11 protein-coding genes are annotated in these 13,809 nt (G+C 53.5%); 6 read left to right on the forward strand and 5 right to left on the reverse strand.

The features are described 5' to 3' along the window. Positions 1–67 precede the first annotated feature (67 nt). From ACFQ88_RS35860 to ACFQ88_RS35870, 3 genes are all read right to left on the reverse strand, one after another. Positions 68–2,563 carry a U32 family peptidase gene (locus ACFQ88_RS35860; RefSeq protein ID WP_379462261.1) on the reverse strand — a complete coding sequence of 832 codons (2,496 nt, stop codon included), beginning with the start codon at positions 2,561–2,563 and terminating at the stop codon, positions 68–70. A gap of 267 nt (positions 2,564–2,830) precedes the next feature. After that, positions 2,831–3,607 (reverse strand): YhfC family intramembrane metalloprotease, encoded by a 777-nt coding sequence (locus tag ACFQ88_RS35865; RefSeq protein WP_379462263.1) that lies wholly within the window; start codon positions 3,605–3,607, stop codon positions 2,831–2,833. Between the two features lie 136 nt (positions 3,608–3,743). Further along, positions 3,744–4,448: a hypothetical protein gene (locus ACFQ88_RS35870; protein WP_379462265.1), complete on the reverse strand. Its 705-nt coding sequence runs from the start codon at positions 4,446–4,448 to the stop codon at positions 3,744–3,746. Positions 4,449–4,638: 190 nt separating this feature from the next. Here ACFQ88_RS35870 and ACFQ88_RS35875 point away from each other — a divergent pair, with 190 nt between their 5' ends. From ACFQ88_RS35875 to ACFQ88_RS35895, 5 genes are all read left to right on the forward strand, one after another. Beyond that, positions 4,639–7,887, forward strand: coding sequence for an FG-GAP repeat domain-containing protein (locus ACFQ88_RS35875; RefSeq protein ID WP_379462267.1), 3,249 nt, complete (start codon positions 4,639–4,641; stop codon positions 7,885–7,887). A gap of 174 nt (positions 7,888–8,061) precedes the next feature. Then, positions 8,062–8,313, forward strand: coding sequence for an acyl carrier protein (locus ACFQ88_RS35880; protein WP_239630431.1), 252 nt, complete (start codon positions 8,062–8,064; stop codon positions 8,311–8,313). A gap of 7 nt (positions 8,314–8,320) precedes the next feature. Further along, entirely contained in the window at positions 8,321–9,517 is a 1,197-nt protein-coding gene (locus ACFQ88_RS35885; RefSeq protein ID WP_345774083.1) for a class-II aminoacyl-tRNA synthetase family protein, read from the forward strand. Positions 9,518–9,646: 129 nt separating this feature from the next. Then, on the forward strand, positions 9,647–10,621 hold the full coding sequence (locus ACFQ88_RS35890) for an SGNH/GDSL hydrolase family protein (RefSeq protein ID WP_379462269.1): 975 nt from the start codon (positions 9,647–9,649) through the stop codon (positions 10,619–10,621). A 122-nt stretch (positions 10,622–10,743) separates the two neighbouring features. Then, positions 10,744–11,895: an MBOAT family O-acyltransferase gene (locus tag ACFQ88_RS35895; RefSeq protein WP_379462271.1), complete on the forward strand. Its 1,152-nt coding sequence runs from the start codon at positions 10,744–10,746 to the stop codon at positions 11,893–11,895. A gap of 62 nt (positions 11,896–11,957) precedes the next feature. On the opposite strand, the gene ACFQ88_RS35900 is transcribed toward ACFQ88_RS35895, so the two are convergent. Both ACFQ88_RS35900 and ACFQ88_RS35905 read right to left on the reverse strand, forming a co-directional pair. Then, a complete protein-coding gene (locus ACFQ88_RS35900) occupies positions 11,958–12,179 on the reverse strand; it encodes a hypothetical protein (RefSeq protein WP_239630435.1) in 222 nt (73 codons plus the stop codon). Further along, entirely contained in the window at positions 12,176–12,520 is a 345-nt protein-coding gene (locus ACFQ88_RS35905; protein WP_239630436.1) for a hypothetical protein, read from the reverse strand. The genes ACFQ88_RS35900 and ACFQ88_RS35905 overlap by 4 nt, the downstream gene beginning before the upstream one ends. Before the next feature lie 291 nt (positions 12,521–12,811). Here ACFQ88_RS35905 and ACFQ88_RS35910 point away from each other — a divergent pair, with 291 nt between their 5' ends. After that, entirely contained in the window at positions 12,812–13,780 is a 969-nt protein-coding gene (locus ACFQ88_RS35910) for a sugar phosphate isomerase/epimerase family protein (RefSeq protein WP_239630437.1), read from the forward strand. Positions 13,781–13,809: the final 29 nt, after the last annotated feature.

A 13,809-nucleotide genomic window follows, 5' to 3' on the forward strand; every position in this document is an offset into this window, starting at 1 on the left:
TTCACAGTTTGCTGCACGAAAAAAAGCAGCTGATCCAAGGAATCCCCTAGTTCAGCTGCTTTGTTCGTTATTTCACCAATTGGCCCCGCGTGACGCCGAGCTGGTTGGTCGCTTTCAGTGTCTTCCATACTTGCGTACCGCTGATTCGCCCTTGCAGAGCGCGCTGGTACAAATCGATAACCTCCAGCACCTTGTCCGGGGTTTCTTCCAAAAATTCGACGCGGAACGTCGATACTCCCAGCTCTAGGAAGTTGCTCACATATTCCGCACCGGATTGCTCAATGGCATTATATACCGTATTGCGGCAGCCTTCGTCGACCCTCACCGGATGGGACATGCCGACACGATCTTGAAGCGACACCCGATGATCCTCGCAAGGGCGGCCGCAGTTCGTGTAGTCCGTGCCTTCGCTCATGAAGGTGCAGTAGACGCAGTGCTCCGTATGGAACATCGGCAAGTGCTGATGGATGACAACCTCCAGCTTGGACGTATCGGCTACTTGAAGAAGGTCGACCATCTGCTGGATGTTCAGATCGTACGATGGCGTTACCCGGCTCAAGCCCGCATCGAGGAACAACGCCGCCGTTTTGTGGTTGGCGATGTTCAGCGAGAAATCGCCGATCAGCTCGGGATGGCGCTCGTCAGGGTTCTCCATGCGCTGCTTCATATAATAGTAAACCGCGCCGGTGTTGCGTACGAGAACCGCATCCGGCTGCAGGTTCGTGATGTTCTTGAAATAGCCGGTTTCCCCCGGCATATGAATTCTCGGCGTGGCAAGCGCAATCCGCTTGCCTGCTGCATGCGCAGCTTCCACGGCCGCGGGGAACTGCTTGATGAACTCGAAGTCGGCATAGACCATGTCGACGCCGGTCTTCAACGCCGCAAGCACCTGATCCAGGTTGCGGCACAACGCTGTCAGGCGCGGAGCCTGCGCCGGCTCGCTCTTGGCGGGAGCGTCGTCCAGCACGGCGACGCTGCGCTTGATGTACTGGCGCGGGCGCTGCCGGGCCGCCTCAAGCAGCTCTACCGCGCGGCGGCGCATGCTGTTCAGCTCGCGCATCGGCACGATAAGCGGGCCGTCGAGCTGCACATCGAGCTCCCCGAGCTCGAAGGTCGTGCCGCCGAGACGGCCGAGCTGCTCCTCGAACAGCGCCCGGTCCATCGGGCGCTTCTCCGCCTGGACGAGCGGCAGCTCGGTCTCGACCGACACGGTGTGCCCCGTCAGCTCGTCGGTCCAGCGGCTGCGCAGAGGCTCGCCGAGCTTGCCCGTCACCTGGATCGACACCGGGAAGGTGCGATACGGTTTGTCCGTTTCGAACGATTGGCGCAGCCGCTTGTCGAGATGCGGATCGTTCGTTTTCCATATCCGGTCGCCTACACGGACCCGGTTCAGGTTTACGTCGTTGCGCCCCGGCACGATCTCGATCAGCCCGCCCGGCGCTTCGCCTTCGAGCTTCACGCCTTTGCGGCGGATGTCATAGACGCGGCCGCCCTCTTCCTTCTTCGTCGGATCTCCCGCATCGAAGCAAATACCGTCGCCGCGCTTCAGCGGCGCTTCCAGCTCGCACACGACGCCGTCTCGCAGCACCTGCTTCACCCGGCCGAGATACACGCCGCGGCTCTTAGGATACGTTCCTTCCACGAGCTGCTTGTTGTTCGTTCCTTTCAGGAAGCCGTACGTGAAGCCGCGCGAGAAGCTTTGCTCCAGCTCCCGCAGCTCTTCCTTCGTCGGCTTCGCGTTGCCGTCTTCGAAATAGCGGTCGATCGCACGGCGATATTTGCTCACTACGTTCGCTACATATTCCGGGCTTTTTAGGCGTCCTTCGATTTTGAACGAGGTGACGCCCGCTTCGATCAGCTCCGGCACGAGCTCCAGCGCCGCCAAATCTTTGGGTGACAGCAAATAAGCGATGTCGCCCATCGGTTTTTGCACGCCGTCGACCATCAGATCGTACGGCAATCGACAGGCTTGCGCGCATTCGCCGCGGTTGGCCGAGCGCCCTCCCCACATTTCCGAGGTCAGACACTGCCCGGAATAGGAGACGCACAAAGCCCCGTGTACGAACACTTCCATTGGAAGCTTCGCTTGGTCGCCGATCTGTTTGATTTGCTTCAGATTGTTTTCCCGTCCCAGCACAACCCGCTCCATATCGAACGGCTTCGTAAATTCGACCGCTTCAGGCGAAGTGATCGTCATTTGCGTAGACCCGTGGATCGGGAAATCCGGGGAAATATCGCGAATCATTTTTACAAGACCGAGATCCTGTACAATAACCGCATCGACTCCGGCGTCGACACAAGCCTCGATCAGCTTTCTCGCCTCGTCCAGCTCGTCCTCAAACACCAGGATGTTAAAGGTCAAAAACCCTTTGACTCCATACAAATGAAGAAAGGACATAATATCCGGCAGCTCTTCCGTGTGGAAATTGTTCGCCCTTGCCCGGGCATTGAACTTCTCCACTCCGAAAAAGACGGCATCCGCGCCATTGGCTACGGCCGCACGCAGACAATCCCAATCGCCCGCGGGCGCCAGCAGCTCGATATCCGATTTTTTCAATTTCATATATAAATTCCTCCGAATGCTATCGAATGCTATTTCCTTTTGGCTAACTTCTTAAACTATAAACTGCAATGCTTCAACTATATAGTGTACCAGAAAAGGGGGGCCAAAAGCCAACAACCTAGCATTTGGCAGCAGCAAATAGATTCGGAGGAAGACTGGAAGACTTCATGCTATGAAATCTTGGACCGTTTTTGTCATACTCGCAAAAGAAATGACGGAGAATCTAAGCTAAACAAAAGAAGGAGCCAGCCGGCGAGATCCGTACGGCTACGCGCTCCACCAGCGTTTCGATTTCAGGAAAATGTACCAAATAACCGGGATAACCAAAACCAATACCGCCTCGGCGACCCAAATGCTGACAGCTTTGGCCTGATACATCGCTGGAAGGAAGTTGATCGCAGCATGCAGCACGATTGCATACAGCAGGAAAACCGGCTTGCGCGACCGAATGGAATGAAGCACAACCAAGGATAAAGCAATTTGCAGCAGAAGCGCCACCCCACGCTCCCACATCACGAGCGCAATCATATAAGACGGAGTACCCGTCAGCTGTGACTTCAGCTGGGCTATCGCCTCGGGCGGAGCTTGCCCTGCAAGCATCGGCTCCAACGTTCCGTTATTGAGCATAATGGCAAATACAAGCGATTGAATAGCGACAACGGCGCCAAGGACAACCGTCTCGATCCCTCCATGTCCTATACCGTAGGCGATGCCGTCCTTTCGCTGATCCGCCCTCCTAAGGAAGACCCGGAAGCCGATGTACCGTCCCAACTCCTCAAATACACCCGCCGCAAGCGACCCGTACACGGCGAACATCCACGGATTGCTCAGCCATTGTGCCGTCTGCGGATTCAACTGCAGCATATACACATGGAGCAGCTTCTCCAAAACTAAAGCAAAGACGACGAAAATCACCATGCCGACCATTAGTGGCTTCCATTGAAATGCCTCTCTTTTATGAAAATAGATACATACTGCGATCGGGAGACACACTGCAAAAACGATTTGCAAAACCATTCCGGCCATGGAGATGGTACTGACCATAATGTTTCTTCACGCTCCTATGAAAAATTGCCGACCTTCGTATTCCTGAAGTCTGATTTAAACGCTTAGAATACTGAACGCAAAATAGTATAAGCCCGGGGAACGGAGGCTGGCACAAACTATCTGCAGCAAGTCTCTATTGAAATAAAAGCCAACCCGCAAGCATGACCCCCGTACCGACGACGGCGATCAGCCCTTCAACGAGAAGGATAGACCGCTTCATAAGCCACAGCGCGGACAAATTAAGCAGACTGTGCACAGGAATGAGCACCGCGGCTAACCAAGGCTCTGCCGCAATCAGCAGCGTGGCCCCAATGTGAAACAAACTGGCGAACAGGCGTTCCATCACTCCCCATATCGGATGGAGGTGTGCCGTCCCTTGTGCCGCGAGCATCGCTTGTGCTTGCTTCGCCTTGTCGTCCGTTCTCCCCAGCAGGGAGAGCGTAGCCAGCCCGGCGATGATCGTATAGATCACCTCGATAGCCGCCCAGCCTTGCCCAATAGACAGCGCCTCAGATAAGGTTGCTGCGGTTAGCCCTAACAGGATCAGGCGGACACTCTCCTCCAGCACTCCAGATGAGCTTACATTGATAGTTTGGGCGGCAGATTGCGGAAGCTTCATGACGAGTGCGGCTATCGGTCCGCGAAGCAACAAGGCAGCAAACCAGCCCGCTGCCCCCAGGCCAAAGGCCTTCCAGTCGATGGCGTGCCCGCCGGCAAACATAAAAGCGATAGCCAGCGCTGCAGGAACCATAATATATAATGGAAGCGTTGCAAAAAAGCGGCTCCGGATCTTCCGGACTTCCTCCTCTTGAAATAACGGACCGGCAGAAGCGTTCATCGCAGCAGCACCTCTTGTCATTATTATCATTATCAATAATGATAATATAGTAATCCTGCCGGAATGTCAATCGGTCTCTGCGTTTGCGATGCGCCCGGTCGCCGCCGAACAGCCGACAAAAGTTAACAAAGCCCGCCATCCTATGCTATAATTGCAAGGTAGTCCAACCAAGAATAATTGAGGGATTGTATTGAAGGTCACTAAAGCAAGAATTGCAGGAATCGCAATCGGCGTCCTGCTACTGCTTGCCGTATGGTTGGCCGTCTCCGACAAACCGCTGTCCGTCGGCATGCTGTATGTGTCGAATGGCGACAGCTATGATACGGCGGCATACGGCCAGCTTCGACAGTCATTAGTAGCTAATTTGCAGTTGGAACGGCAAGGCATAGAGAACCTGTCTCTTCGGCAATTGAAACGATATGCCTCCGTTTATTTGGATCCCTCCCTACATGGAGCTTTGACGGATAAGCAGCGCGAGCTGCTGCAAAGCTATGTGTCCCAGGGAGGTCATTTGTTCCTTGACAATTCTATGGCCGCGGATTTCCCGTTGGCCTTTATCGGCGCGAAGCAATTGGTCGATCTTACGCCGCCCCAAGCCTTGGCTGCAAGTACTGCCAAAGGGAAGGCTCCAGCCGTCGAATCGTTCGTCTACCCTGACGTCGAGCTGAATTTGCAGGCGATGCAGCAGCTGTTCCGCCAATTCACGGACAACTATTTGAATCACGACGGCTTGTCCGATCTGCAGCAGTTTTCGTGGGGCAAAGGGATGATTCCATCTACGGCCGAGCCGATGGTTATGCTGCGCGACACGGCTCTGTACGCCTTGAACCGGTATGGGGAGGGTACTGTCTTTTTCAGCGGCGCCTTGCTTCCAAACCGTTTCTACATTACCGGCTATGACATGAGCAGCGGTATGGACGCGAGCCTTGGCTTCGCCAAGCTGGCGGAAGAGACGAACCGGGCTAAGAAGCCGACTCCGGGCGCGCTGTACTTCGACCGCGGACAGCTCCCGCTCGAGCCTTACTTTCACTTCACCTTCTCGGCGGGCAGCGCGCTGTTCCGCAGCGAGTATGCCGCCTTCGTCTCCAAGGAGACGCTCGGGTACAGCGTGAAAAAAGTGCTCGGGCCCTACGGACGGCCCGCCATGTCGCACCAGAATCACTTTGAAGCGATTGAGGCGATCCGCGACGGCGAAGGCATTCAATGGGCCGAGCTGTTGAAGCAGTACAATCAGGTCCCGTCGTTTACGCTCGTCCGTTCCTCCTTCCATTGGGGGCGCTGGCAGGAAACCGTCGCGGTTCACTTGAATACGGGAACCAATGAAAAGCCTGCTTTCGTCGGGGAGACGCCGAATTCGTTCTACTCGAGCGGAACGCGCGTCATGGCTGACGGCAAGCCGGTGCAGCTCGCCCTGTATCCGGATTACCGCTCGCTCGGCGATCCGATCCAAAAGCCGTACCGAGCCTATCCGGCTATTGCGGACTTGAACGGCGACGGCAAGCCCGATCTGATCGCAGGCTCGGCCGACGGCACGATCGCCGCTTACCTGGGCCTCGGGCCGCAGGCGGATGCTTATGCCGGGCAATCGCTGCCCGGCGGCGTCCCCGCGCCCGCTGCCTTCGGCAAGCGCGAGCCGCTGCGGCTGACGAACGGGCAGCCGCTCCACACCGATGCATACGCCAGCGTCGCCGCGTATGATCTCAACGCCGACGGCCGGCCGGACCTGATCCTCGGCCTGGCCGACGGCACGCTGGCCGCCGCTTATGGCGCAGCCGGCGGCGCCTTCACGGCCCCCGCCCCGCTCACCGCGGGCGGGAAGCCCATCCGAGCCGAGGCGCCTGTGGCCCCGGCTCTGGGCGACGTCACCGCCGACGGCGTGCCCGACCTGGTGGTCGGGGATGCGGGTGGCGGTGTGACGCTGTACCGCGGCCATCGCGAAGCAGGCCGCGGGGACGGCTCGGGCTCCGGCACGGCCGGGGAGCCCGTTGCCTTCGAGCCGGGCAGCTTGCTGTTCAAGCTGCCTGCGCCTTTCGCCGCGCCGTCGATCCGCGACGTGAACGGGGACGGCCGACCGGACCTCGTGGTCGGCAATGTCGAGGGCGACCTGCGCGTATACTTGCAGCAGGCCGACGGCACGTGGAAGCCTTCCGGGGTGCTGGAAGGCGCCACGACGAACCAGCTCGGGAACAAAGCCCTCGTGGGAGGGCATAACTCCGTACCGTTATGGTACGACTTGAACCAGGACGGCAAAGACGACCTCATCGTAGGCCAGCTAGAATTCGGCATCCCGACGACCGTCGACGATCCGAAATTCCCTTACGCCGAACAGCTGAAGGCGTTTATCGAATATAACAAAGAGCATCATCTGGAGCTATTTCCGCATATATTCGTGCATAACTTCACGAGCGACGAGCAGGAGAAGGAAGAGATTGCGCTGCAGCGCAAATCGTTCGATACGCTGGGCATTCCATGGAATATGCCGGGGACGAACCAGCATACGTGGCGCATTAACAATCCCGACCGTACGCAAACGCTCAACAATGAACGCGACGCGGGCATTTGGTACAACTTCGGCTTCCGGCCGTCGAACATACCGAATGAGCCGCGTCTGGGCGTCCAATACAATTGGGGGCTGCCGTTCCTGATGACTAACAACGGCTCAGACGAGCCCTCCAACCCGCCGATGCTGCTTGGCACGCCGGCGCCGGTGCTCCGGATCGGAGCGAACTCGACGGAGGATTTGTTCCAGTCGTATATCGATCAGGACATGCCTATCAACTACTTCGAGCATATCGAGTATCATTTCCCGACCCGTGTTGGGGAACTCCTCGAGTTTGTGAAATATTTGGACCAGATACGAAACGAATACGGTTATAACTTCATGACGGAGCCTCAAATGGCCCGTTCCGTATTGAACACGCTGACGACCCGTGTAGACGTGTACCGTCCATGGATCGATACCGTCTTTGATCATTTGAAGCAGCTAGCCGGCATCCATACGGCCCCAACCATCCGCATCCGTCCTGTTACAGACGGAGTGCCGGTGCAAGCAGCCGAATATAAGGGGACTATTGGTGTAGTCGTCGAACGCGGCCAAGCTTATGCCGACCGCCCGGTTTCGACCGATTCCGACGTGTCGGACCTGCGTAATGGCAAGCTGTATCTAGGGGTGCCGGATCGGACCAAGGTGCAATTCGGCGGTGATTTGAACCGCTCGGACATCCATTTGCTCCGATCCAACGGACCTTACAAGCTTGACAAGCAGAAGGGACAATGGTCGCTCGAGCTGAAAGCGAGCGGTATGCAGCAAATCCAGCTCTGGAGTCCGAAGCCGCTCACCATTGAAGGCGATCAGCTTCAGGTCGTCAAGGACGAAGCCGCCAACACGTATACGGTGACTCATTTCGGCGCTTGGGCGGCGATCACGGTGCGTTACTGACGTACGAGAACCAGGACTGCAGCTTTTCTTTACACAGGATCTATGTTCTATGTTAATACGAAAAGATTCCCGCAGAGCCTTGTTACCCTACGCCCTGCGGGAATCTGTCGCGTTTGCATGAGTTGCTTTTACAACTCTGCTCGTCATATTTACATTTTAAAGGAGGAACACCCCATGCAAGACCTGCTTCAGCAACTGGAAGAGCATATTCGTAACCGTTACGAAATCGAATCCGATGATGACGATTTTACGGTTGACGTTCACTTATTCGACTACGGCTATATCGATTCGATCGGCGCTACGGCCCTGATTGCCCACATCGAGAAAACCTACGGCATCCAGGTGACGAATCAGGATCTGATGCTTTATTCCATGAACACGGTGAGAGAAATCGCCGAATTCATTCAAACAAAGACTGCGAGGTAATCAAATGATGGAATGCGTCGTATCCCTGGAGGGACTGGCCTCCAGCCAGCACGGACAACTGAAATACGCCGCCGCCTTTATCGACGAGCATATCCGGGATATCCGGCTGGACAACGATCATATTTACATTACGCATGAATCTCCCAAAGGAAATGACGTCGTCGAGGCGCACGTCCGCCGCTTGATCGACCGTTTCTCCCAAGGCGATTTCGGCTTCAAAGAGAACATTTTGTTCGAGCACAAGGTCGATACCCCTTACGAGGGCGATATTATTGCCGAGCTGGTGGAACGCAAAATCATTAAAGTGCTCGAGCCGGGCTTGTTTATTTTCCGCGAGCCGTTTTCCAGCTTGATGCGCTTTCTTGACTACTCCTTCGTTACCAAAGTAGCCAACCGGTTTGCAGGGGTGAAGGAAGAGTCGTATCCGGCGGTCATTCATTGCGATACGTTGAACAAGACGAATCATTTTACTTCGTTCCCTGAGCATATTCACTTCCTGACCCATTTGCGCGAGGATCTCGACATTATCGAGACGTTCTCCCAATCGATCCGTGATGCGGGAGGCTGGAAAGAGGATAGTCCTCTGGACTTGAATGCCGCTATGCCGAAGCCGAAGTTCACAATGAACCCTTCGACCTGCTACCACTGCTATGAGGGATTGCAGAATGAAACGCTGGAAGGCGACGGACTCATCGTCACGGCCATTTCCAAATGCCACCGGTTCGAATCCCGCAACCATAGCGATTTCGGCCGTCTGCTTGACTTCAGTATGCGCGAGATTATTTTCGTCGGCAAACCGGAATTCGTGAAGGAGCACCGCCTGCAATCCATTGAATATTTGAAGGAGCTTGCGGTGGAATGGAACGTGGACAGCATGCTCGAAATCGCCAACGATCCGTTCTTCACGAACGATTTCCAAACGAAAGCATCGTTCCAGCGTAACCAAGAAATGAAGTACGAGCTTCGCCTGTCGATTCCACATGTTAAGAAGTCGATTGCCTGCAGCTCCGTCAACTTCCACAGCAATACGTTCGGTACGGCCTTTAACATTAAGATGGGCAAACGCAACGCGGTGACCGGCTGTGTCGGCTTCGGCATCGAGCGCTGGGCTTTTGCTTTCCTCGCTCAATACGGTCTGGAAGAAGCGAATTGGCCTGCCGCATTCCGTGAGCAATATCACGCCTGGCAGCAAAAGTCGCTGTAAAGGGCAACCTAAAGCAACTCGGCTGCGCTGTCCTTTCCGGGACGGCCGCCGTGTTTTTTACTACTATTATTCAGATTCCGAGCGATTACATCGGATGTTCATCAACTAAAAAAAGATGTGGGTTCTCTTATGAAACTAGCCGCTTTTTTGCGCAAAAACAGCTTTTTGCTGCTCCTCGTCGCTTTGTTTGTCTTATCGGACTTCCTTATCAGCATGTGGGATCCGATGGTCACGTCGCGACGATTTTATAAGAACGATTTTACCAAGACGCTCTTTCACCATAACGGACTGGATCACGGACCGGTGTTCTTCGGCAACTCCGCCGTGACAGGCGCCTATATCGAGAACGAGTCGAAGTCAGGCTTAATTGAGCTCGGTCTTTCTTATGGCAAGCCTTCCGACCTGAAGGCGATGCTCGAACAGAAGCTGTTCCATGTAGAGGACGAGCTGGTGATCGGTATCGACGTGCATACGATGATCGATAGTCTGGATACCGACCCGACCTACCAATGGTTCAAGCCATGGTATCAGCCCTACGTGTACACGTATCGCGATTATTTCCGCGATTCCGGCCAGGAGCTGGCCTGCGCGCTCTATCAAGGGCTGTTGAAGCAGGATGCTTCTCAACTAAAAGGCTGCGCCGCCTACCCGGAGACATTGAAGCTTAGCGAGACGAATCCTTTGGCTTACCAGCCCCGCTGGATCGACAAGGAGCTGTATTTTGGACAAAAGTCGGATGACGAGCTCAAGAAAAAGTGGGTCGAGTACGATCAGCGATTCGGCTGGATGTCACAGGCTGATTTCAAGGACAATGTTCAAGCTATGGACTGGATTCTCTCCTATGCCAAGGAGCATCAGCTGAAGCTGCGCGTCATCTGGATGCCGTGGAACAAAGCCTATGAGCTCCCCCGCTACATGCCGGCGCTGAAAGAAGACGTGAACCGCAAGCTAGCCGCGTATAACGTGCCCGTGCTTGATGTCATGCAGACGTATGACCGCAAATATTTTCACGATTTGGTTCATTTGAGCCGCCAGGAAGGCGCTCCGGTATTTACGAAGGAGGTTGACGCATGGCTCCTTTCACTCGCAAAATCGTCGAAGTAATCCTTTATACGGCCATGCTCATCATGGTCCTGATTTACTTTACCGGTAAAGGGCTGTTCATTTACGAAGGGTTCTAAGACTTGGGCTTTCCTTATGAATAGCTCGAAGGAGTAATTACACCTATGTTTTTTATGAATATGAACGCCATAATTGCTATGATCGGCATGATCATCGTTCTGGCGTTAACCCGTTGGTGGCCGCATAACAAGCGGTACTTGCTGCTGGCCTTCAACCTGTGCTTCCTGCTCTTGTTCAGCAAGAAGCTGTTTCTCTTCTACCTTATTTATACGGCAGCCAACTACTTGTGCTTCCTATGGCTCTGCTATACGAGCAAATGGCGCAAGGGCGGCTTCATCCTGCTTATAGCGCTGAACATAGCCGCTGTATCGGGCATTAGGTTGCTCGGAATGGATTCCCCGGACCACCTGCTGTTCGACGCCGTTATCACCCTTACGCTTATTTACAACGTGTTGAAAGTGATCGACTCCCACTACTTCGCTTATTTCTTCGGGAAGGATGCCCGCGCCTCCGCGGTCGATTACGCCAACTATATTTTATTCGTTCCGACCTTTACTTCCGGTCCGATCTTGAAATTCCGCGACTTTATGGCCGACGCCAAAAAGCCTTATCAGGTCAATTCCTCTCAAGTGGAGGACGGCGTCAAACGGATCATTCTCGGGCTATTTAAAAAGCTGGTCGTCGTCACCTGGATGACGGATGTGTTTCAGCATGTCCAGCAGCAGGAGCTGTATACGCACCAATCGATCTTTTTGATGGTCTGGTTTTATATTATGCTTTACTTTGATTTCTCCGGTTACTCGGACATCGCTATCGGGTTCGGCCGTTTGATGGGCTATAACATCCCTGAAAACTTCAAGAAGCCTTTCACTTCTCCGACCTTGACGCAGTTTTGGCGCAACTGGCATGCTACGCTCGGCGATTGGTTCCGCGATCATATTTTCATGTTTTTCTCGCGAAAGGCCCCCTCCAAATGGACGGCTGCCGGCTTATCGATCTTGATTATGGTGCTGATCGGCCTATGGCACGGCTTTGGCTGGATATATTTTTTCTACGGCCTCTATCACGGTGTGGTCATCGCTATCGAGTCACTGCTGGGCAAATCGACCGTTAACAAGAAGAAAGTATCCAAGTCGTATTACTGGGCCCGCTGCGCGCTGACACAGCTTATCGTGACCGTTTCTGTCGTTGTCTATAGCGGCAGCACGGAAACGGTGTCCAAAATATACCGCGGCTTGTTCCATTGGCCGTTTTGAGGCTATAACTGAAAAAGAGTCATTCGTCCCTAAAAATATGGAACGAAGACTCTTTTTATTTTCTAATAGAGGGCCAGGTAACATTTTCCCGTATCCGCTTTGGAATATAAATACGCCTCCGTACCAACGACTTCAATGCGTTCCAAAGCATTCATGTCAAAAGTACTGCGTTTTCCTTCGTCCCCTTTAGTTGCTTTCAACGCCTGGATTAACTGAGGAATCATCTTGTGATCGCTTGAGATGAAAGTAACAGGAATGTCTTTATTATCGAACCAGATTCTCAAGCCGATTCCTCCTTCTCTACAAGAACGGGAGTACTCTCTGCATTGCTTGACGGCACTAAAGCGTTAAACAAGAAATCCATGTTGTTGTCGTTGTTGGGAGATTGCATGACGTTGCAATGAATTTGATTATTGCTGTTAGCCGAAATAAACAGATCGCCGATATGCTGGTACACTTGGTTTTCATCTTTTTTGTGAATATGTACGTTGCCTGATTTCATATCGATATTTAGCGAAATTTGATTAGACAACTCGACCAAGCATGTGGACTTTTTAAAGTGATTAGGGAAACGAAGCCAATGGCCGGAAACCGTTTCAACGATTTGAGTATCTTTCCTGTACATATTTGATCCGTCCTCTCTTCAAAAAGTAATGACATCCCGCGATCGACTGACACCGCCGCAGCTCGGCTTAAATTATGCACCTCCATTCTTCCAGGGATACAACACCCTTACCATTGTAAAGGATAAGATATGCAAAGAAATGGGAACATTGTCGAGACAGTCTGTCGAAGTTTATTTTTTTGATATGTAGACACATTTGCTCTGTGACGTTAAGTTGCACTAGGAGCTTCAGCCAAACAATGCTATAATGATTACGTAACGTACACGCGTACATTTTTTCGGAGGTGTCATATGAAATTAGGAGTATTCACAGTATTATTCGGACAAAAACCTTTCGAAGAAGCTTTGGACTACATTGCATCCAAAGGATTGGAAGCAGTTGAGCTCGGCACCGGCGGCTATCCGGGTAATGCACACTGTAACCCTGACGTGCTTCTTGCCGACGACGCGAAGCTGAAAGAGTTCAAGAAGGCTGTGGAGTCCCGGGGACTGATCATCAGCGCATTGAGCTGTCATGCGAACCCGCTGCATCCGCAAAAGGCGATTTCCCAAGAACATCAAGAATTAATTCAAAAGACGATACAGCTGGCCGAAAAGCTCGAGGTTCCCGTTGTGAACACGTTCTCCGGCTGCCCGGGCGATCACGAGGATGCCAAATATCCAAACTGGCCGGTAGCTCCGTGGCCTCCGGATTATCAAGAAATTCTTGATTGGCAGTGGTCCAACAAAGTCATTCCTTACTGGACGGAAGTCGGCAAGTTCGCATCGGACCGCAATGTCAAAATCGGACTCGAGCTGCACGGAGGATTTTCCGTACATACTCCTGCTACATTGCTGCGTCTACGTGAAGCGGCTGGCGAAGCTATCGGCGCCAATCTAGATCCGAGCCATATGTGGTGGCAAGGTATCGATCCGGTCCAAGCGGTGCAAATTCTTGGCCGTGCGGGCGCGATTCATCACTTCCATGCCAAAGATACAACGATCGATCCGATCAATGTCAATAAACACGGTTTGACCGATATGCAATCATACTCGCTGATGCTTGACCGCGCTTGGCAGTTCCGTACCGTTGGCTTTGGCCACGATTTGAAAACTTGGGCGGATATCATTAGCGCCTTACGTCTGGTTGGCTATGATTATGTAGTCAGCATCGAGCATGAGGATGGACTGATGTCCGTTGAGGAAGGATTTACCAAAGCGGTGCAAAACCTGCAGCAAGTGCTGATTAAAGAACCATTGGGAGAAATGTGGTGGGTATAACCTCCGCATAAACGACGAAAAGCCCTGAC

Origin of the sequence: Paenibacillus sp. NPDC056579 (assembly GCF_042793215.1) — a bacterium.
Taxonomy (GTDB): Bacteria; Bacillota; Bacilli; order Paenibacillales; family NBRC-103111; genus Paenibacillus_S.